Raw genomic sequence first — 21,354 nt, forward strand, 5'->3', positions numbered from 1 at the left:
GCATAGCGGTGGGCACCTCGGTGGCGGACAGCATGGCGGCGGTCATCACGGTGGCGGTCAATACGGCGGCGGACAGCATGGCGGTCCCCACGGTGGCTTTAATTTAGGGAATGTTGGAGCAGGATTGCTTGGTCTTGGATTAGGTTATTTAGGCTCAAGTCTTGGTGGTTACAATCCTGGATTTGGCGGATATGGGTCTGGATATGGGCCAGGATACGGTGGATATGGGCACGGGTATGGTCCAGGATACGGTGTGCATGGACCTGGCACGGGTGGTTACGGTGGCGGGTATGGCGGCGGCTTCGGCCCTGGTTACTAATAATACAATTAAACAAAGCGCGAAAGTACTTGAAAACATTCAAGAAACTTCGCGCATTTTCTTTTTTTGAGATATTTTTACTGTTTTTTTGTTTCGTTAGGTGTAAAATGTTTCTCGAAGGAAACATTTCTGTGTTCACGCATATATAATACTATTCTAAACTTACAACTAAGATAACAAAGGGAGAAGATACTATGACGGAGAATCTGCTATTAGCATTTGGTCTGACTTTATTTGCCGGCCTTGCGACAGGCATAGGTAGTCTACTCGCATTTTTTACATCACATACAAATACAAAATTTTTATCCGTTACCCTCGGTTTTTCAGCCGGTGTAATGATTTATGTCTCGATGGTAGAGATTTTTGTAAAAGCAAAGATAGCGCTTGTGGATGCCATGGGTGTGGTTCCTGGAAATTGGTTAACGGTTGCTGGTTTTTTCGGTGGTATGCTCCTAATAGCTGCCATCGACAAATTTATCCCGAAGCAATCAAACCCGCATGAATTGAAAACCGTTGAGGATATGAAACAGCCACCTACGATCGATGGGAAAAAGCCCGACCTTTTAAAAATGGGGACATTTACGGCACTAGCTATTGGTATCCATAACTTTCCAGAGGGAATTGCAACCTTTACTTCTGCATTACAAGACCCTGCACTAGGGATAGCCATCGCTGTCGCGGTTGCCATTCATAACATCCCAGAAGGTATTGCCGTTTCCGTACCCGTCTATTTTGCAACTGGGGATAAGAAAAAGGCTTTTAAACTATCATTCTTGTCAGGCTTAGCTGAACCGGTTGGTGCACTTGTCGCTTATCTATTCTTAATGCCTTTTTTAAATGATATCATGTTCGGAGTTATCTTTGCTGCAGTTGCAGGGATTATGGTGTTCATCTCCCTTGATGAATTACTACCCGCAGCCAAAAGATATGACGAAACCCATCTATCCATCTATGGACTTATTGCCGGTATGGCCGTGATGGCACTTAGCCTTCTACTATTCATCTAAATAGCAACAAATTCAAAAAAGCCAGCTGCTGCTGGCTTTTTTTTATGGTTTCATTCCAACCACTGTCCGCCTGGGGTGGAATGTATCCACCAGCGGTGATGTCACCCTGGTGACAGGCACCATCAAAAACCTAAGGACATATAGTAAATGGATATTTCTAAAATTTATGGAAGAGGGTGAATTTATTTGATGAAAAGGGCCCTATTTACTATTCCGCTTTGTTTGATACTTATCGGTATGATTGTTACTTCTTTTGTTCTATTGGGTATTAAACCAAGTTCTTCGAATATTCCTCAAGCTCAGAAGCTAGCAGAATACTCAAAGCCTGCGGTTGTCAGGATTCTTGGCTACTCTGTTGTTGGATGGCAGTTTAACAATCCATATGACCCGGAAGTAGAATCCATACTAAGTCAATTAAACTACCAAACTGTTGTGGGGGGCTCTGGTTCCGGTGCAATTATTAGCTCTGACGGCTATATCGTCACCAATGCCCATGTTGTAGAGGCTGCCCAAATGGAAGATGAAGATATTGCCATTGCAGCATTCGATCAACTCGTAACCATTATGGCAGACTATTTTCGGTTAGACTATGATACCGTGTATGATTATATGTTAACGTACACCCAATATACCGGGATTCAAAAAGTTATTAAAGTCATTTTACCAAGCGGAGATACTTTTGAAGGTGATGTTAAAAGCTATGGTGCACCTGTCAATGAGGGTAAAGATGTAGCGGTACTAAAGATTGAAGGAAAAAACCTCCCTACATTGAAGCTTGGAAATTCTGATAATATCCAAAACCAGGATAATATTTGGGTAAGCGGCTATCCAGCTGCTGCCGATTCCAATTTACTTTCACCAGACTCCTCTCTTGTATCTTCCATGAATGCTGGTCAAATTTCTGCTATAGATAAGAAAACGGAGCAAGGTAGCCCTGTTATTCAAATTAATGCAGCTGCCACACATGGTAATAGCGGTGGACCTGTGATCAATGACAAAGGGGAAATCATTGGCTTACTAACCTTTAGAGGTGATACCGTTAATGGTCAAGAGGTTCAAGGTTTTAACTTTTCCGTTCCGGTTAATATCGTAAAGGAATTTACAAACCAAGCTGGAGCAAAAAATACGGCAAGTAACACAGATAAACTTTATAAGGAAGGATTGGAGCTTTATTGGGGCGGCTATTATGAAAATGCGCTTGAAAAATTCGAGGCCGTTCAAAGACTCTATCCAAACCACTCTGAAATCAAAAAGTTCATCATAAATTCTGAGCAAAGAGCTGGAGACAGTAAAACATTGTGGTCCGATTATAAAACCATTTTTTATGTCGTAGGTGGTACAGCAGCCTTATTGATCATTCTACTGTTATTGTACACATTTGCCTTTAAAGCAAAAAAACGCGCCGTAACGGCAGCTTTGGCAGCACACCAGGTACCACCTGCTCCGCCTCCTACACCTCAAAACACCATTCCAGACTTAAACAATGATTGGAAAATTGACGTCCAAGACATCATCCTAGCCCTGCAAGAACAACAAAAGAAACAACAGAAAAAAGACGACGGATAATGCTTGGTTATCATCAAATTATACAAAAATAGCTGTATATATGAAGGAAAATGAATAAATGGTGACAGGCACCCATATCTATTACTAATGGTAATTTTGAAGGGGGTATGTCGTCTGAGGGGTATATTACGATTGGTTGGTTTCCTCATTTTTATTTTTGGGGTATATCTGATTTTTGCTGAACAATTTTTCTTTGGGGTTCTATCCATTATAATAGCGTTTTTAATTTTCCCCAATCGCAGTACTAGCAAAAGTCACCATTATAATCATGACAATGACTTTAGTAACGATCATGCCTTCAGCTCTGACAGCGACTCGGATGGTGGCGACTCGGGTGGTCGTGGGGACTAATAAAAAACATCCTAATAGACTGTCCTAGGCGTTTGAGACAGAGATAAAACACCCTCATTAGGCTGCCATGCTCCCAAATTCAATTGGGGTTTGGTAGCCTAATCTTTCTTGAATACATTCTTCATTATAATGTTTAATATAATCTTTTACATGATTACACACTTCATTTAAGCTCAAGGAATTGAACTTAATAAATTGAAACCCCTCTGATTTCAAGTTTGAGTGAAATAACTCAATAACTGCATTATCCCAGCCATTTCCCCGTCTTGACATACTACTGATTAGGTTATTTTCTTTTAAAAACTTCTGAAAGGATATGATGTATATACACTTCCTTGATCAGAATGCAGAATCACACCAGATTGGTTTCCCCGTGAAATTAAGGCTGTTTCTAGTGTGTCCCTCACTAGCGATGTCCGTTGATGATCACAGACTTTATATGCAACAATTTGGTTGTTAAACAAGTCCTAATGTAGACAAATACAATGTAGATGGACCGTATTGAAGGTACACAATATCAGTGACCCACTTTTGATTTGAAGCAGTGGCCGTGAACTCTCATTCTAAATATTTGGTGCAACGACAACGGACTCTCCTTGCGATTTCCACTTTCGTTTTGGCTTTACACGGCATTGTAAATAATGTTTTTGCATAATACGTTGAACCGTATTGCAATTCAATTTGATCTGATGTTTACAGTATAATAACGCCTTGATTTTACGATGTCCGTACCGACATTATGTCTCCTGGCATAAAGTAATAAATTATTTCTTCCTCTTTGGTCAATACGTATGTACCCACTTTGCCCATCGGTAGTAGGTAGCACGTGGCACCGATAGGGCAGATAAAATTGCCTTAACAGTTTACTTTGTTCGGAACTTCTAAACGATTTGTAGAACTACTTGTTTTTCAACTTCTTTACCATCTCCAAATACTTTTTTAAGATTTCGTTCTCCTGTTTTAAGTGATTATATTTGTGTTCCTTTTTTTCCTTTTCACGCAGGTGGCCTGGTCCAAGCCCATACGTATATTGTTTACCGATTGGCTGATCAAAACGATGTATCTCATTCTCTCGATACCATTTCATCCATGTCTTAATTTGGGAACATTTTTTAATTCCGTACTTCTCCATAATCTCTTGATTGGTTAACTCACCTGACATCTTAGCTTTCACAACCGCCCATTTTGTTTCACTAGAATATACGTTTTTGTCCATGCAAAACACCTCCGATATTAGTACTTAATTTCAGTGTACCATTTCGAAGGTGTTTTATCGTGTCTCATTTAACTAGGTTAGTCTATCCTTTACATCGTTTTTTGTAGAAGAATTATCATCTAATTCTTTTGTCTGTTTTACATGTGCAGGATTAACTACCACGACTTTAATAACTTTTTCCTTTAACTTTATAGACAGGTTGAGTCTCACCAACTCTCTTCCTGTTTGGTAGTCTTCAAACCAAAAGTGAGCCATCTTATCATCGTATTTTAGGTTTGGGATATTCTGCAATTGCAAGTCTAACTTAATATATTCCTGTATTTTTTAGCTACTTTTGCATCCCTCATTCTTTGTTCTGCATTCACGTAAAAACCTTTTGGTATTGCTGATATAGGTCATTAATAAGATTGATATTAGAGCGATTATTTTAAAACCAAGATTTTCAATAAATCGTACAGGACCTTTTGCCAGGTCTTTCATAAATATTCATATGGAATAAACTCGGAAGGAACCTACTCATTATGGACCTTTCGTTTCTAAGACATGAATATGGGGATTAAATTTCGTATCCCGTCCAAATGTTTGAATGACTGTAATTATGCCAACCTGCAGACCACGTTTCTTACTTTTAAGTTGAAAGTAAAATTGGAAGAATTTAGCTACTTTTTTACTTAGTTCATTTGACTATTAATTTCTGAATGATTTTGTTCTCCTCGTTTTCTGGTATAAAAACGATTTCTGCTTCGTGGGTTAGATTCTCGGTAGGTACAGTAACTTGAGCGGAAATAGAACCCTTATCAACTAGAATTTTCATATCGTAGATTCTATCTTTCATCAAGAGGTACCCCGCTTTAGGTTTTTCCGGCATATTAAGCTTCACTGTAACATTTTGCAGTTGTTTATCCTCATCAGGATGATATTCAATTGCTTTATCTGAAGCCTGTATACTCTTAAGATTCTCATAATTGCTATATGCAGGTTGTAAATTTGCAGCTGCCATTTGAGTTACTGGAAACCTACTATCAGTTGTTGCATATTCTGCTGATGTCAATATGACAATCTCAGGATTAGCAATATTAAAGTAATAATCAAAGTTCGTAACATTGATATAATTATGGATAGACATTGTCTCAGCAAAACTATTTACAACAAACTTATCTCTATCTTCCCTATAATAACTTCCATGAAAGAACAATAACTTTGGTGCATTGCTCTGTAAACTTTTATTTACGAAATGTCTATAATGGCGATTCTGTAAATCCAACTGGATTTCTTCAGCATATTTCTGATCATTAACATAATCGCTATCCTTGTGTGTAAATAACGGTACATATTCATTAATTTCAAAATTAGAAACAGGCAGGGAAGTTTCAAGCTTCTGAGTAATTTCATAATCATCCCGCTTTGCAAATTTAATGTCAGGATAATATTCCTTTATTCTATCAAATAATAACGAGGTCGAATAATGTGCACCATACTCATTCCAATGTCCCGCATCATATTGAACATTAAACACTTCCTCTGTCTTTCGTCTTTCAATAAGCGGATCCGCTGTATATAGGTAGTTTACTTCCAATCGATTTAGTTCCTGTATAAGCAACTCGATCCTAGAATTATCATAAGCAAAACCACTTGGCAGTTTATCCTCATAAACTGTTGTTTTAGACGGTATTAGCATGTAAATAAACGGTACATTCCGTTCTTCACAGTAGTCCTGTAATTCACGTAGGAATTTTGCAAATGATTTCATAAAGTCATAATCCTTCGCTGCTCTTCCTAACTTGGTGAAAACATAACCGTCCTGTCCATACATGTATGTAGGATGAACCATTTCATTAAAAATTATATTGTTGAATTTTGAATATGTGTTAATAATCTCATTACGATAACCCAAACGGTCACTGTAAAAGTTTGAAAGGTTTGGAAGAAAACTTTCATCACGCTTAGGAAATTCAGTTAACATACGATTATCAATTTCAGAAACCGCATTCTTTTGTAAATTTAACTTTAAATTTGGAATTAACAAAATTAAGGCAAATAGAAGGATAAACAGTATATTGAGAATACTTAATGTTTTTTTCACTTTCTTCTCATCATCTATTTGTTTTTTACTCTGTTTTGAAAGTCTAAAATTATTGTTCACTTTAAGCCTCCGTGTTATCAAAACTGAAAATAAATAAATGGACTGTATGTACTATTTACCATATATAAAACACCAATAATTAGCATTGCAAGAGCAAAAATATTCTGTACTGCTGTACTTAAAACATCAGCATTCTTATATATACTTCCAAATCTCTCCTTTATCAAAGGAATAACAGGAAAACTCAACACTATTGCAATTAATGTAGTAAACATTATTTTACTTGTAATAAAAAATGACGTGCTCATTTCTGTTGATATGGAATCCTTCTGTCCAAACATAATCGCCATATAATCAATAAAGAATGAGAATGTTGGTGAACGGAAAAGCAGCCATCCAATGCCAATAATGAAAGTGGTTACTAGCCATTTAAGAATAACAGGTGTCTTTTGATAGATTGGCTTATCGCTCATATATTTTTCAAAGATATTACAGATACCATGAATAATTCCCCATACAATAAATGTCCAACTTGCTCCATGCCAGATACCTGTTGCGAGAAAAACAATCATTACATTTACATAGACATTACCTCGTCGGTTTCCTCCTAAAGGTATATACAGATAATCCCTAAACCAGGTGGATAAAGAAATATGCCAACGTCTCCAAAACTCAGTGATGGAGGTTGAAATATATGGATAATTAAAATTCTTGCCTAATTCGAAACCAAAACATAAAGCAATTCCAATAGCCATAACTGAGTACCCAAGAAAATCAAAGTATATTTGAAGAGAATAAAGCAATACGCCGGTCCACGCGGTTGAAGTAGTTATTCCAAATTCCACCTGGGTAAAAATTTCATTTACAACTGCACCTAGTGGGTCAGCAATTATTACCTTCAAAGCGAAACCATAGCAAAAGCGTACCAAGCCATTTCTTACCTTTTCTAAAGTTATTACCCTATTGGATATCTGATCGTAGAAATTTGAGAATAACGTAATAGGTCCCATAATAAGTTTAGGAAAAAAACTGATATAAAGTGCCGTATCAATCAGCCCGGGTTTGAGCTTCCCTTTTTGACGGTAAATATCAATTAAATAAGAAACACTTGAAAAAATAAAAAATGAAATTCCCGGTGGAATGGGTAAATCTAAAGTTCTATAGCTTGAAAAATACCGATCTGGAATAAAACTCATTGCAAAATCATAATACTTATAAACTCCCAGCATCCCAATCAGGAAAATAATACCTACTGCGAGCGATGTCCTTCGATATTTGGATTTTCTAACAAGAATTCCAAAAATATATGTAAAAATAATACTAACTAATAAAATGCCGGTAAGATCCAATGCTCCCCACGAATAAAAAAACAAACTGGCTAAAATAAGATATATGTTTTTTAACTTTCGTGGAAATACAAGATACAAAATAAAACTCAATGGAAGAAACAAAAAAATAAAAACTGTCGAATTAAAAACCATAGCTGTATTCCTTTCCTAGAGGCAGAACTCATTATGAATTTCTTGATTTACGGTTTTCAAATGTACAACCAAAGTTGCCTCCTTCCTTTTTTACCCATTAACCCTGAAGTTTATCAAAAATAACAAAAAAATCCCCTCTAAAACCCATACACAAAAATGCGTGTAAATTTTAAAGGAGTTTCCTTATACCTTTGGGTATTAACACCATTATTATATTACTAATATTTTTACAGCTCTGCAAGTACGATATTTTTTTGTACCTGTCTGCAGCTTTCCGATAGTTTAACTCGCCTCCCTAACTTTCAGCGAATCACCTTGGACGGTGGTTAAAAAAACCAGCTACTGGGGCTGTTGACAAACTAATAGGATTTTTTATGGTGGGTCGTAAAGATGAATATCAAAGTAAGTTAGAGTTTATTGATTTAAATGTATTTGTTCCTTCAAATCATATTCTCCTTCAAATAAATGGAAAAATTGATTTTTCCTTTATATATGAAAAGCCATTGAACGCCTTCATCCAGGTGATCAAGTGATTCTTCATTCAGATAAAGGTTAGCATTATCAAATGGGACAATATCAAAAAATATTAAAACAGCACCAGATTACACAGAGTATATCTCGAAAATCTAACTGTTTAGATAACGCATTTATGGAAAATTTCTTTGGCTTATTTTAAAGTCTGAATTACTCTACTTACAAGAATTTGAGAGTAGAGAGCATTTTGAACGGGAATTAGACGATTATATTTATTACTACAATTTCACAAACGAATGAAGGCAAAATTAAATGACCTAGCCCATTTGAATACCGAACTCAGATCTTGGAAGCTGCTTAAATCTTTTTTTGTCTAACTTAATTGGGTCAGATCAACAAGGGGATGTATTTCTTTGAATTCAAAAAGAGTCAGGCTCTCTTTTATCATTTCAAACGCTGTTTTGACAAATTTTATGTAAAAAAAGAAGAATACATATTATAATGGAAACAAATTCATTTTTTGCACCGACAAGAATTGACAAAGGTTGTGTTCGCAATGATTTGGTTTTATTTTATTTTTTCCTATTTAATTGGAAGTATCATGTTTGGCTTTCTAATCACAAAGATTTTTTATCGGAAGGATATCCGAGTTCAGGGTAGTGGTAATGTCGGTGCAAGAAATGCCGGCCGCCTACATGGCAAAACTGCCTTTGTGTTGATTTTTCTCGGGGACGCACTAAAAGGAGTCCTTGTGATTTTAGCTGCACGTTACTTACACTTTTCTGAAACAATTCAACTAGTGGGGCTGGCCCTAGCGATTATGGGTCATATAAAGCCAATTACTCTGAAATTTAAAGGCGGCAAAGGGATTTCAACCTTTATCGGTGGGATCATTGTCTTTGAACCCCTGATGGTTCCGGTCATCATTCTTGGTTTTTCCATCTTCTACACTTTTATAAAGAGCTTTACATTAGCCGGCTTAGGAGCATTTCTTTTTATCCCAGTAGTTCTTTTTATCATAAATAATGATTGGCTAAGTTGCCTCATAGCATTAGGTATAATAGCAATGCTTTACGCAGCACATGCAGAAAATCTTAAGGGAAGGCTGAAACCTAATGAGTAAGCACGAATTCTTTTTCAAAATTGCAACCTCTGCAGATGAATTTGAACAAATTCATCGCTTAAATTATCAAACCTTTTCAGAGGAAATACCACAGCATCAAAAGAATGAAGAACAAAAGCTAGTGGACCAGTTCCATGCTGAAAATACATATATTATTTGTGTAAAAGAAAATGAAGTAATTGGCATGACTGCGATTCGGGATAATCGTCCATTTTCACTCGATAAAAAAATTGGTCCGGTAGAACAGTCACTACCCTTTCCAGTTCAATCACCATGTGAAGTCAGACTGCTATCGGTCAAAAAAGAATATCGTCATGGACGAGTCTTTTTAGGTCTCGCACAGTTTTTAATAAAATATTGTTTAAAAAAAGGCTACGACATCGCCTTTATCTCAGGCACAGTTCGCCAATTGAAGCTTTATGGACAGTTAGGATTTCAACCATTTGCTAATTTAACTGGCACAGATGAAGCACGCTTCCAGCCTATGTATCTAACGAAGAAAACGTTCGACGAGTCGATTGCTGGCAGGATTCTTCCACCGACCCTTCCATTTTTGCCGGGGCCAGTTCAAGTTTCAGAAAAAGTCATGAACGCATTAGGCAAGGCTCCGATTTCTCACAGGTCGGACCATTATAAAGAAAAACTTGAAAAGGCAAAATCCCTGCTCGGTCAATTAGTGAATTGTAAACATGTCCATCTTTTCCTTGGATCAGGAACACTTGCTAATGATGTTGTGGCCGGACAGCTTTCCTTAGAAAACGGTCGAGGACTTATTTTAACCAATGGCGAATTTGGCAGCCGTTTGGTTGAACAGGCTGGTAGATTTGGTCTCGATTTCGATGTGCTTGAAAAAGACTGGGGACAGGCCTTCTCCCGAGCTGAGATAATTTCAAAATTATCACCTGAAACCCGGTGGATATGGTCTGTTCATAGTGAAACATCGTCTGGTATGCTCAACAATCTTGACCTGTTGAAGGATATTTCGAAACAATATCAGCTCAAACTTTGCCTTGATTGTATTAGCTCTTTAGGGGCTTTGAAAATAAATTTAGATGGAGTATTTTTGACAACAGGTGTAAGTGGAAAAGCCATTCGTGCACTAACTGGGCTTTCGTTCGTTTTTCACAATCACGAAGTACAGCCGTCTCGAACACTTCCGAAATATCTAGATTTAGGAACATACATGGCAAAGGGGAGCATCCCTTTTTCGCAGTCATCCAACCTTCTGGAAGCCCTGTTAACCGCATTAGAGGATATTAATGAGGAAACGTTTGAAAAAGTGGTGACAACACACGCATACTTAAAAAAACAGCTTAAACAATTTGGCTTTACCATCGTTAGTGAAGAGCACAGCTCACCTATCATTCTTACGATTGGGCTGCCAAGGTCCATCTCTTCAGCTACGGTTGGGGATCTTCTTTATAACCATGGTTACCAGCTTCACTATGAAAGTGATTATCTACAACAAAGAAATTGGATCCAAATCGCTTGCATTGACAACTATGCAACAGGTGACCTAGAAAAAATGATCAATCTCTTAAACAAAGTCATAACCTATGAAACCACAGCATTAAAGCAAGCAATCTACGAAACGTAATCTATAGTTAAAGTGTCACTGCCTCTTAATGGGCAGTGGCTTTTTTAATTCAGTGTCCACCTGGGGTGGAAAGTGTCCACGAGCGGTGACAGGCACCCTATCAAGGCACCAATCTAAATTTTATATTATACTATGGTTAATGTAGTAAGATACCTAATACCCCTTTCCTGAAAATTGATAATGGAGGTTTTGATTTGAAAAAGTTACTATTAGTTATGTCGGCAAGCATGTTATTGTTGCTTGGCGGGTGTTCGTTTCTCAATGATGCACAGGATTCACTTTCATATATTAATGATGCAACAGACTATTTAAGTGCGGCTACTGAATTTGCTAGTGATGCCCCAGCACTTGCACAGCAGGCAATTGGTGACATTCAAGCTGCTGAAGATTTCCAAACAATGCTTCAAGATATGCAGCAAACAGTGGAAGCCTTTAATGAACTTCAAGCACCCGATATCGCAGCTGAACTCCACCAGCAAATTATTGAACAAAACAGCGCGATTATTACTGAAATTGAAACATACTTGAACAATTTCAAGGACGGTCTGCTGGATCCTGCCATTCTTGAAAATACAGAACTATTTCAATCCGTACAGGATATTACTAACATAATCGAACAGATTCAACAGCTTGGTCAATAGTTTCTTTCTCCAAAACAAGGGGGTAGAGAGCCGTGAAAAAATATATTCCTTTTGTTGTCATTTTATCCTTCCTCCTACTTGCTGGCTGCAACACGCACAAGGGTGACATAAAAGGAGAATATGATATTAAGGGAACTGTTATCGAAGTAAACAAGGATGGTCGTGGAATTTTAGTAGAGGATGAGAATTTAGGATTAATCTGGCTCACCTTACCAGAAGGAAGCGACATCAAAACCTTTGAAAAGGGTCAGACAGTTGCCGTTTGGACAGACGGAAAAGTTAGAGAATCCTATCCATTACAAGGTACTGCTCTAAATATTGAGATTTTAAAACAGGCTGATTAATATTCAGCCTGTTTTTCTATTGATACCGTAACGCTGCAAGCAGACTTAAATAGGTGTTGAGGACCCTATTTTTGCATTTATAGTTCACCATTATAAAACTGTAAGTATCCTAGTTTCCAAGAGATAAAGGCACTTAGGATGACAGCGCCTATCATTAAAAATAAAAAGATCCAGTCGATTCGAGACACGGTAATCTCGCGGTAGAATATCCGGTTTTTCGCCCCAGTGAAGCCTTTCGATTCCATAGCCAGTGCGGTTCGCTCTGCCTTACGAATGGCCCCAGCAAGCAGTGGAATCACGTATCTTTTTAGTTGCTGTATTTTTTCTGGTATCGTTCGTGCCCCTGCTACTCCCCTTACACGATGGGCATTTTTAAGGGTCAGAAACTCCTCTCTGATTAACGGCAGGAAGCGATATCCGGCCATGATTCCATAGGCAAGCTTTGGCGGCAGCTTACATTGCTGCATTAAACTTAAGAGAAAGTCGGTTGGCTTTGTCGTTAACGTAAACATAATCGATAACGTTGCAAAGCTTAACACTCTCAGACCAAGCGAAAGTCCCCTTTGGAATCCTTCAGCTGTCACCGTCAAAATTCCCCATTGCCAGATGATGTGATCTCCTACTTGAAGCCGTGGAAATAACATCGTTGACCAAACATAAATGACCGCGATAAATAGGAATGGAGTAAATAACAACAACCATTTCTTAAAAGAAACCCGTCCGAACAGAAAGGTTACCGTCACAGACCATAGGATGGTTACGAGTGGTGTAATGGGATCGAAAAACACAGACAGAATTAGGATGGAAACAACCACCGTAAACGCCTTAATACTTGGATTCACCTCATGTAGCGACATGAATCTCTCTCCTAACCAAATCATTTTGCAATCTTTTTCTAAACGGCAGCTTCAACCTTGCCTGTTGGATAATCTCAAGATTTCCCCACAATGACTCGGGTGTCCCAGAGAAAATTAACTCTCCCTTGTCTAATACATGAACCGTATCTGCATATTGATCAACCAGCTCCATATCATGAGTAATCATGAATACGGAACCCTCTTTTTCATTAAGAACCTCCATGATTTCATGGGCGGTGTTGGCATCCTGGCCAAATGTCGGTTCATCAAGAATAAGCAGGTCCTGCTCATGAACAAGCATGGTTGCCACACTCAATCTCCGCTTTTGCCCCTGGCTAAGAGAAAAGGGGTGGGCCGCCGCTTCTTTTTCCAACCCCATTTTTTCAAGAATAGCCGGAATTGCCGCTTGATCCTCCAATCCAAAGCCAATTTCTTCATGCACACAATCCGTAATAAATTGATGCTCAGGATTTTGAAATACATAGCCTAGATGCTTAAACAATTCTTTCTCCTTCCACTTTGAGAGGGGCATCCCTAGAAAGTGAATTTGTCCTTGTGTGAGTGGGAGCAGTCCACTCACACATTTTGAAAGCGTCGTTTTCCCAGAACCGTTTGCGCCAACAACTGCAGTCATTTCTCCCTTATGAATCCGAAGATTAATATTTTTCAAATGCCCTCGTGCATATAGGCCATTGACTTCGAGGATTGGTTCACCCAGGGAAACCGTTATATTATTTTTTATTGAAAAAGCTACCGAATTTTCTAGCCCGGCCAGTAATTCATGATGACGAAGAGGGAGTCTTTCCCCTTTGTAAAAGCCAGCATTTTTAGCCGCTATTCCTGCATTCACTACTTTTGGCAGCCAAATTCCTTCCTTTTGCAGGAAGGGTGCAAATTCACCAAAACATTGACGAGGACTGCCATCAAAAAGGATCATTCCATTGGAATCCAAGACAAGACAGCGGTCTATTATCTCTACCCAATCATCAAGCTTATGTTCAATGACAATGAGTGTAAAAGGGCGCTCTTTCTTTAATCGTGCGATGGTCTCTGCCAATTCTGTACTTGACTGCGGGTCTAGGTTAGCCGTTGGTTCATCAAGAATGATGACCTCCGGCTCTAGAGCCAATACACAGGCTAGAGCCAATTTTTGCTTTTGCCCTCCTGAAAGAGTGTGGATAGTGGATTTTTTCTCGTCATGTAACCCTACCATTGCCAGTGCAGCTTCAATCTTTGCTTCCATCTCAATCCGCGGTACATTGAAATTTTCTAATCCAAAGGCAACTTCCTCTTCCACCGTCAACATGCAGAATTGACTTTCAGGATCTTGAAAAACAATTCCTATTTTTTGGTTAAGTTCTCCCTGATTAAAATCATCCAGGTTTTTGCCCTCAAATAAAAGGCTCCCATTCAATATTCCATCAACTGCTTCTGGGTATAGCTTGTTGAGACAAAAAGCTAAAGTACTTTTTCCAGAGCCGCTTGGACCTAGGAGTAAAAGCGATTGATTTTTTTGGATCGAAAAGGTGAGATTGGTGAAAATATCACGTTCCTCATAGCTGAAGCCTAATCCTTCTGCCTCCAATTGCTTAAACAGTGACATTGCGCTTGTGTTCCTTTCCTAATGGAAAACTATTTAATGCACCTGTTTTTGCTAATCCTTCACTTAAATATTTACCTAGCAATCCAGCAAGTAATGCCCCGCTTGCAAGGCGGACAAAGAACATTGCCGTCACATAACCGGGTGAAAGGGCCGCAAATCCTGAAACATAAAACCCCCAGGCAAAGCTGAATACCGACGACCCCATTCCGGCGGCCATCAATACCCAGGTCGAATAATTCTTCCATTTTGTTGCAGCAAAGACAGCTTCCGCACCTAAACCCTGGATCATACCGGAGATGATCAATCGTGGTCCAACGGCGTTACCTATCATAACCTCAACCATAGCTGCGATGGTTTCTGAAAGAAAGGCAGCCCCAGGTTTGCGGATAATATAAGCCGCGATAATCGAAACGATAAACCAAATTCCAAAAATAAGATCATAGCCAATCAACCCGAACATTGCGAAAAGGACAGTACCAAGTTGAAGGAACAAGAGGTAAACAACTGCGAAAACAACAGCAAGAACTGATAAAACGATCACCTCACGAAGCTTCCATTTTGCAAGCATTTAGTTGACCCCCTTTTTCGAAGGGCTGTTGGCAGACATCACAACCGTCATCACAATATGAGTAGAATCGCTGTCTTGAGCGCCAAGGAAAGCATCTTCAAGTGTTTTGAATACTTTGTTCGCATCTCCATCAAGTCTTGAGGCATAGTGGACACCTTTTGTTAAAGTCCCTTGCTCTTGACCGAGTTTTACCGCATCCATAATGACATTCATATACGTTGGGATCCCCATTGGGTAGAGTGCAAATTGGACGGCAACCTCTTGTTGGATTTGTCGTGATTTTTCTTCGTTGAGACGTTCTGGGTTTTCTGAAAGATAAACATCACCAGCTGAATCGCCAGGACAGCCGTTTGAAAAGGTTGCTTGGAGTACAACATGATCGCCATTTTTAGCTGATTCTAGGAAAATAGCTTTCACAACATCAAATACATGCTCTGACCTTCCTCTAACGCATGTACTCACATCATCACTTTCCAACCAAACCTTTGAAGTATCGACTTCCTTTAACGCTGATAGGATAATATCTACAAACCTATCTGACATCGGATAAATCGAAAAACGTGCCCCCGTAATTTCACTCGTACCGCAAAAATTAGACATCCTGCATTCCCCCATAAAATTTTTTGACAACAAAAAACTGCATCCCGGGGGAATGCAGTCGAATTATATCAAAATAGACGTTATGTCACGATATCTTCTCCTGCACTTCCCCACGCTAGTATTATCTAGATCGGGTCATAAGGGTCGGACAACGTCCTCTCAGCAAAAAGCTCCCCTAGTGCAAAAACCGTATGCAATTTTCATTGTTGTCATAATCTTAAGATAAATTCTCCAACTTGTAAAGTTTGGTGCCTGTCACCACCCGTGGACAGTGTCCACCCCAGGCGGACAGTTATCCACTAGCGGTGACAGGCACCATATTTTTGTCATCCTATTTCACTGATTGTAGTCCCAAACAACCTTCCATTTTTCTTTTTCCTTAACAACATAAGCCTCTTGTTCGAGGTTAAAGTTTCCGTATTTTCCTTTATAGGTTTGGGTAACAAGGATTTTGTAAACGTTTTTCATGGCTGGTCCTGTTTTGGACATTTTCCATTGTTTAATTTGTTCAGGTTCACTCATGGAAAACTCGAAGCTCTCAACACCAAAATGATTCATGAATACATGCGCTCGGTCCTGGATGTAAAAGCCTTTGGTGAATCTTTCCTTCATGGTTGAATGAAAAAGCTGCCACGATGCAGAAAATTCCCCTTTCTGCTCAAATCGATAAAAATCTTCAACCACAGCAACCGCCTGCTTATCCGCTGAAAACATAGCACTCATTTTCAACATAACAACAATAACGATACATATAACAAGCGCCATTGCCAGTATAACTCTTCCTTTACCCTGCGCAGTTTTTCTATACATGCACATCTGCTCCTTTAATACGGACTTTACATACTAAAGGATATGTCCATCAACGGACGAATAGTATAAATCTGCGCTTGCGGAATCTAAACTGTCCACCTGGGGTGGAAAGTGTCCACGAACGGTGACAGGCAACGCAAACCACATTATCTAAATTCTTTTTCTATATATTCTAGTTCTTCTTGTGGATTGAGGAGCCGGGTGGCTTTTCCGATGTTTCCATTTTGGGAGGACCAGATACGGTTGTGAGCGCTCACAGCGTTACTGAAGTCTTTCTTTATCCAGGGTTCTAAGATGTCTAGGAGCATTTGTTTGTTATTTCCTTTTTTAAAGTCTTTGATTTTAATAACATCATATAACAACTGGACTTTACCAGCCGTTATTTCAGATGACCCCCATTTTTTTTCTGCCTTGACCTTTTGATGGGTCATATTATGAACTTCCTGAATTAATTCCCCTTCAGTCATTGTTTCATATTTTTCCGTTACACTGCTTGAAACTGGGGCTTCAAAGCCTTTTTCAATCTTAGTTTCAGCCTCTTTCGTTGTAACGGGATCACTTTTCTTTAAATTCAGTTTGAGTCCTCCATCATCACTTAAATAAAAATAGACTCCTATGATACATGCTAGAACCCCTATGACAGAACCCGCCACTTTAAACTTTTTCATGGTGCATTCTCCCCTTCCATCTATTTATGTATCGATTTATCTCGCATTTGCCAACCCCAATTTTTATAATTATACAAAATTATCTCAAATACATAAAAACATGTGGTTATTTTTGGATAAGGATAACAAATGAAAAGGGTGCCTTCACTTTTAGGGAGAGGCACCTTTACATAAGCATTACTAGCCAGTAGCAGTGGAGAAAGAATATGATCGTGTAAAAACTTGAGGCAAAGACTGTTAATCCCCGTATAAGGGATGAGGTTGGTACTTTTTTAAATAAGATGAACAAGTAAATGGATAGGGAGAACATCAACTTTATAAAAATAAACAACGAAGGATCTGCCGCATAGGCACTGCTCATTAATGGGTTCATTTCTAGTATATATGAGTTTTCTAACCCGAAGTAAGTAATGATGGCATCAAAAATATTCAAGAGAGATAAATAATGAAAGAGCAAAACCACTACACCACCACCTCCAAAACGTTCCTAATAACGAACAAATTATTAAATTCCTTTTTGCCAGTATTATTTCCTGCAAGGTGGGTGGATAATCGTTAGACAAATTTCCTTATATTTCTTCTTTTTCATATGGATTTGGAATAGAAAAAGCTCAGATTCGAAAACTCTGAGCCCTTCATTTATTTCTTAGTCTTCTCATTAGGACTGCTAATTTCTTACAGCTTCCAATCTGGAAAGTCTTTTACCTTTTGTTTTTCATACTCAGTCATTCTAGAATATGAGTTTGACAGCTTCGACAGGATATACCCCTGAGGGCTTTTTGTCTCTTCGACGTCGTTTACCTCTTGAAGTTTAATATTTGTAAACATAAGTGCTACTTGAGCTAAACTCTCAATCGTGTCCATCAATCCAGGGTTATCATTGTAATTTTTCTTAGCAATAGAATAAATATAATCAAGTCTGTTCCTAATGTGCTTTAGTGTAACTTCATCAAATTGGTCTTTTTTCATTACAGTTCACCCCTTATTTATTAAGCATATGGAACTTTAGGGCATATGGAACTTCACAAAATAAATATTTATGATCGAGAATAAACTGCAAATACTAGAAAACTAATCATCAGCTACCATAAAAAAGCACTTAAAAAGGCGCTCCCTCTTTATGAAGAGAAAAACGCCATTAAATACTTATAAGAAATAGTGATAACAAGCAACCGCCTCAACTTGTTTAAAGCCTTCTTTAATATACAGCGCCTGTGCCCGTTCGTTCTCCCCGTTTACACTAAGGATGGTTCGTTTATACCCCTGTTCCTTGGCAAACTTTAATGAGGCTCTAAGCAAGCTTCTTCCTAGACCAAGCCCCTGATACGCCGGAATAATGGCAACCGGACCAATATTCATAATCGGTGAGTTTTCATACTCATCGTCCGCACCTCTAATCACGCCTACTGGATGGCCTTGGTGGAAAAGAAGCATCATCCCACCTTCGAGGTAATCATGATCGGTTAGCAGCTTTGTCACACCTTCTATTGTAATCGGTGTTTCACTGCCTTTAAGTGTTGCGAAAGCTGCATTTCGAACAAGTCGCCAATTTTCTTCATCCTCTCCAGGTCGAAACGGTCGAAGTTCATAGCCAACAGGTAGACCCATCTCAGAAAGGTCTAAATCCTCTCTAACTAGCACAAAGGAGTATCTATCCAGAGTAAACTTTAATCCTTCAATTGCATCTGTTAATTTCTTATTTACAACCGGGATAAATAGAAAAATTTTATCGAGGTCTGACGTATGGTTCAAAAGTGCCTGCAGCAAATGTTGATAGACTTGTATATCTTCCATTTCTGAATGGAAAATTCGAAAGCGCGCCCTTTTCCCGCGTCTATGATAATCATCTAAAACCAGCGAGGCAGCAGCCACGATTTCCTCCTTCTCATTTGTGACGATATAAGTAGGATGATCCTCACTTACCTCAAACTCTTGTAAATCCATATCATACAAATATGAATCATCAATCTCCATTCGATGCTTCTTACAATACAGGACAAAATCACTAACCCTCTCTTTTCCTAAGCCAATTACCTTCATCGATACTCCCCTCTCTAAATTCGTTATAACAATTATACCTAAGCGCAAAAAAATTAGTAAATATTAGTAATTTTCAACTGTCCGCCTCAGGTGGAAAGTGTCCACGAGCGGTGACAGGCACCATCAACGGGCACCGCCAACGATCTCTATCCCCCATCTCCATCAACACCACCTTCCATGATTATATTTAAATTATTCAAACAATGATGTATGATATGTAATATTAGTTTAGGAATGAGAGGGATGTAGGATGAAGTTGTCTGGTGAGGAGCTCGAGGTTTTGTCGATTCTCGAGGATAGTCATAGAATTCCTGTGAAAGATATTGCGTTGATGGTGAATTCGAGTGTTGAGGATGTTAATGCGATTATTAAGAAGTTGGAAGATGAAAAGGTGATTGTTAGTTACCCGGCCTTGATTGATTGGAGCAAGGTAGCTGGCAAGGATAGTATTGTCGCGATGATTGATGTTAAGGTGACACCAAAGCGCGGGGTTGGTTTTGACGAAGTGGCGGAAAGAATCTATCGTTTTCCGGAAGTTACTTCCCTTTATCTCATGTCCGGTGCCTACGACTTGTCGATCACCATTGAAGGAAAAACGATGTCGGAGATCGCTAGATTTGTATCAGAAAAGCTATCGACCATCGATAACGTTATTTCCACAACCACCCATTTTATGTTGAAAAAATATAAACACGATGGCGTCATTTTTGGCGAGAACAATGATCGAGATCGGCGGATGGTGGTTTCTCCATGATGAAGGAACACCAACATTATTTATCTGAAATGGTGAAAGAACTCAAACCGTCTGGAATCAGGAAGTTTTTTGACCTGGCTGCCTCGATGAAAGGTGTTATTTCCCTAGGAGTTGGAGAACCTGACTTTGTCACTCCTTGGAGTATAAGGGAAGCCGCCATTCTGTCGCTAGAAGAGGGCTTTACCTCCTATACAGCAAATCCAGGTTTGCTAGAGCTGCGGCAGGAAATTTCAATCTACTTAAATAAGCGATTTGGGGTCCAATATAATCCGGTCAATCAAGTGATTGTGACGGTTGGTGCGAGCCAGGCAATTGATCTAACCTTCAGAGCGATTCTAAATCCGGGAGACGAAGTATTAATTATTGAGCCTGCCTTTGTTTCTTATGCACCGTTAGTCACGTTAGCCGGCGGAAGGCCAATAACCGTCTCAACACACCCGGATAATGGCTTTAAGCTTACACCGGAACAAATAGAAAACGCGATAACCAGCCGGACAAGAGCAATTTTGTTATGTTCACCAAATAATCCAACTGGAAGTTTTTTAAATAAAGAGGAACTTACAAAAATTGCAGCGGTGATCGAAAAACACGATCTGCTGGTTGTTTCCGATGAAATCTATGCAGAATTAACCTATGACGAAGATTATACAAGCTTCGCCTCGATTGAGGGTATGTACGAACGAACCATCTTAATCAATGGCTTCTCTAAAGGATTTGCGATGACGGGCTGGAGATTAGGTTTCTTAGCGGCCCCGCCAGCTTTCACGGAACAAATGGTGAAAATTTTACAATATACCACCATGTGTGCCCCCCATATGCTGCAGCACGGTGCGATTGAAGCTTTGCGTAATACCTATCATGAAGTGGAAAGCATGCGAAGAAGTTACCGAAGAAGACGGAATTACATTGTTCAATCCTTAAATAACATTGGTTTGGACTGCCACATGCCAGGTGGAGCATTTTATGTCTTCCCTTCTATTAAAAAAACTGGCCTGACCTCCGAACAATTTGCAGAACAACTTCTACTTGCCGAAAAAGTAGCGGTCGTACCTGGAAGTGCTTTTGGTGAGAGCGGTGAGGGCTATGTGCGATGTTCCTATGCCACTTCACTGGAACAGCTCCAAGAAGCCATGAAACGAATCCAACGGTTCGTAGAAGCATTAGAAAATAGCAAAATTCCGTTTGAAGAAATGTATACAAAAAAATAGAAGAAGAACGTCAATCCCCTTAACTCAGGGTTTGGCGTTTTTTT

23 protein-coding genes, 2 pseudogenes and 1 riboswitch are annotated in these 21,354 nt (G+C 39.0%); of the genes and pseudogenes, 11 read left to right on the plus strand and 14 right to left on the minus strand.

The features are described from left to right. From V7124_RS07755 to V7124_RS07765, 3 genes are all read left to right on the plus strand, one after another. Window positions 1-319: hypothetical protein (locus V7124_RS07755; protein WP_335487706.1), on the plus strand; the 319-nt coding region annotated here is incomplete at its 5' end. 194 nt (window positions 320-513) lie between these two features. Next, entirely contained in the window at window positions 514-1,326 is an 813-nt protein-coding gene (gene zupT, locus V7124_RS07760) for a zinc transporter ZupT (protein WP_335411962.1), read from the plus strand. Between the two features lie 189 nt (window positions 1,327-1,515). Then, window positions 1,516-2,892: a S1C family serine protease gene (locus tag V7124_RS07765; RefSeq protein WP_335487916.1), complete on the plus strand. Its 1,377-nt coding sequence runs from the start codon at window positions 1,516-1,518 to the stop codon at window positions 2,890-2,892. A gap of 408 nt (window positions 2,893-3,300) precedes the next feature. On the opposite strand, the pseudogene V7124_RS07770 reads toward V7124_RS07765, so the two are convergent. The 5 genes and pseudogenes from V7124_RS07770 to V7124_RS07785 form a co-directional block, all read right to left on the minus strand. Continuing rightward, window positions 3,301-4,459: pseudogene (locus tag V7124_RS07770) on the minus strand (IS3 family transposase). Window positions 4,460-4,531: 72 nt separating this feature from the next. Continuing rightward, on the minus strand, window positions 4,532-4,750 hold the full coding sequence (locus V7124_RS07775; RefSeq protein WP_335487929.1) for a hypothetical protein: 219 nt from the start codon (window positions 4,748-4,750) through the stop codon (window positions 4,532-4,534). 228 nt (window positions 4,751-4,978) lie between these two features. Next, window positions 4,979-5,071 carry a transposase gene (locus V7124_RS26260; protein WP_420489508.1) on the minus strand — a complete coding sequence of 31 codons (93 nt, stop codon included), beginning with the start codon at window positions 5,069-5,071 and terminating at the stop codon, window positions 4,979-4,981. 64 nt (window positions 5,072-5,135) lie between these two features. Beyond that, the gene (locus V7124_RS07780; protein WP_335487709.1) at window positions 5,136-6,602 is read right to left on the minus strand and encodes an alginate O-acetyltransferase AlgX-related protein; all 1,467 of its coding nucleotides are present in this window, start codon (window positions 6,600-6,602) and stop codon (window positions 5,136-5,138) included. Between the two features lie 17 nt (window positions 6,603-6,619). Next, complete coding sequence (locus tag V7124_RS07785; protein ID WP_335487712.1) at window positions 6,620-7,915, minus strand: MBOAT family O-acyltransferase; 1,296 nt, start codon at window positions 7,913-7,915, stop codon at window positions 6,620-6,622. A 482-nt stretch (window positions 7,916-8,397) separates the two neighbouring features. On the opposite strand from V7124_RS07785, the gene V7124_RS07790 reads away from it, so the two are divergent. From V7124_RS07790 to V7124_RS07815, 6 genes and pseudogenes are all read left to right on the plus strand, one after another. Next, window positions 8,398-8,556 carry a hypothetical protein gene (locus V7124_RS07790; RefSeq protein ID WP_335487715.1) on the plus strand — a complete coding sequence of 53 codons (159 nt, stop codon included), beginning with the start codon at window positions 8,398-8,400 and terminating at the stop codon, window positions 8,554-8,556. Continuing rightward, window positions 8,520-8,858, plus strand: a pseudogene (locus tag V7124_RS07795) (transposase); the annotation flags it as partial. The gene V7124_RS07790 and the pseudogene V7124_RS07795, both read left to right, overlap by 37 nt. A 174-nt stretch (window positions 8,859-9,032) precedes the next feature. Then, window positions 9,033-9,620 (plus strand): glycerol-3-phosphate acyltransferase, encoded by a 588-nt coding sequence (locus V7124_RS07800; protein ID WP_335487717.1) that lies wholly within the window; start codon window positions 9,033-9,035, stop codon window positions 9,618-9,620. Further along, a complete protein-coding gene (locus V7124_RS07805; RefSeq protein ID WP_335487720.1) occupies window positions 9,613-11,217 on the plus strand; it encodes an aminotransferase class V-fold PLP-dependent enzyme in 1,605 nt (534 codons plus the stop codon). Before V7124_RS07800 ends, V7124_RS07805 begins: the two co-directional genes overlap by 8 nt. A 194-nt stretch (window positions 11,218-11,411) precedes the next feature. Further along, window positions 11,412-11,858 (plus strand): DUF6376 family protein, encoded by a 447-nt coding sequence (locus tag V7124_RS07810; protein ID WP_335487722.1) that lies wholly within the window; start codon window positions 11,412-11,414, stop codon window positions 11,856-11,858. A gap of 32 nt (window positions 11,859-11,890) precedes the next feature. Further along, window positions 11,891-12,202, plus strand: coding sequence for a DUF3221 domain-containing protein (locus V7124_RS07815; RefSeq protein ID WP_335487726.1), 312 nt, complete (start codon window positions 11,891-11,893; stop codon window positions 12,200-12,202). A 77-nt stretch (window positions 12,203-12,279) separates the two neighbouring features. On the opposite strand, the gene V7124_RS07820 is transcribed toward V7124_RS07815, so the two are convergent. The 9 genes from V7124_RS07820 to V7124_RS07855 all read right to left on the minus strand — a co-directional run bounded on the left by V7124_RS07820 (window position 12,280) and on the right by V7124_RS07855 (window position 19,348). After that, window positions 12,280-13,059 carry an energy-coupling factor transporter transmembrane component T family protein gene (locus V7124_RS07820; RefSeq protein ID WP_335487729.1) on the minus strand — a complete coding sequence of 260 codons (780 nt, stop codon included), beginning with the start codon at window positions 13,057-13,059 and terminating at the stop codon, window positions 12,280-12,282. Continuing rightward, entirely contained in the window at window positions 13,046-14,662 is a 1,617-nt protein-coding gene (locus V7124_RS07825; RefSeq protein WP_335487732.1) for an ABC transporter ATP-binding protein, read from the minus strand. Before V7124_RS07825 ends, V7124_RS07820 begins: the two co-directional genes overlap by 14 nt. Then, window positions 14,649-15,230 (minus strand): ECF transporter S component, encoded by a 582-nt coding sequence (locus V7124_RS07830; RefSeq protein ID WP_335487735.1) that lies wholly within the window; start codon window positions 15,228-15,230, stop codon window positions 14,649-14,651. The genes V7124_RS07825 and V7124_RS07830 overlap by 14 nt, the downstream gene beginning before the upstream one ends. Next, a complete protein-coding gene (locus V7124_RS07835; RefSeq protein ID WP_335487738.1) occupies window positions 15,231-15,830 on the minus strand; it encodes a YkoF family thiamine/hydroxymethylpyrimidine-binding protein in 600 nt (199 codons plus the stop codon). Window positions 15,831-15,920: 90 nt separating this feature from the next. After that, window positions 15,921-16,017, minus strand: a riboswitch (TPP riboswitch). Window positions 16,018-16,166: 149 nt separating this feature from the next. Further along, window positions 16,167-16,640: a hypothetical protein gene (locus V7124_RS07840; RefSeq protein ID WP_335487741.1), complete on the minus strand. Its 474-nt coding sequence runs from the start codon at window positions 16,638-16,640 to the stop codon at window positions 16,167-16,169. Between the two features lie 146 nt (window positions 16,641-16,786). Beyond that, the gene (locus tag V7124_RS07845) at window positions 16,787-17,308 is read right to left on the minus strand and encodes a DUF6241 domain-containing protein (protein WP_335487745.1); all 522 of its coding nucleotides are present in this window, start codon (window positions 17,306-17,308) and stop codon (window positions 16,787-16,789) included. Window positions 17,309-17,474: 166 nt separating this feature from the next. After that, a complete protein-coding gene (locus V7124_RS26265; RefSeq protein ID WP_420490511.1) occupies window positions 17,475-17,771 on the minus strand; it encodes a DUF5658 family protein in 297 nt (98 codons plus the stop codon). A gap of 212 nt (window positions 17,772-17,983) precedes the next feature. After that, window positions 17,984-18,277, minus strand: a complete 294-nt coding sequence (locus V7124_RS07850; protein WP_335412008.1) for a hypothetical protein — start codon at window positions 18,275-18,277, stop codon at window positions 17,984-17,986. 177 nt (window positions 18,278-18,454) lie between these two features. Next, window positions 18,455-19,348 (minus strand): GNAT family N-acetyltransferase, encoded by an 894-nt coding sequence (locus tag V7124_RS07855; protein ID WP_335487748.1) that lies wholly within the window; start codon window positions 19,346-19,348, stop codon window positions 18,455-18,457. Between the two features lie 250 nt (window positions 19,349-19,598). On the opposite strand from V7124_RS07855, the gene V7124_RS07860 reads away from it, so the two are divergent. Together V7124_RS07860 and V7124_RS07865 are read left to right on the plus strand one after the other, a co-directional pair. Beyond that, entirely contained in the window at window positions 19,599-20,102 is a 504-nt protein-coding gene (locus V7124_RS07860) for an Lrp/AsnC family transcriptional regulator (RefSeq protein WP_335412014.1), read from the plus strand. Continuing rightward, entirely contained in the window at window positions 20,099-21,310 is a 1,212-nt protein-coding gene (locus V7124_RS07865) for an aminotransferase (protein WP_420490512.1), read from the plus strand. The genes V7124_RS07860 and V7124_RS07865 overlap by 4 nt, the downstream gene beginning before the upstream one ends. The last annotated feature ends 44 nt before the right edge of the window (window positions 21,311-21,354 follow it).

The organism is Neobacillus niacini (assembly GCF_036961885.1).
GTDB classification, from domain to species: Bacteria; Bacillota; Bacilli; order Bacillales; family Cytobacillaceae; genus Neobacillus; species Neobacillus niacini_H.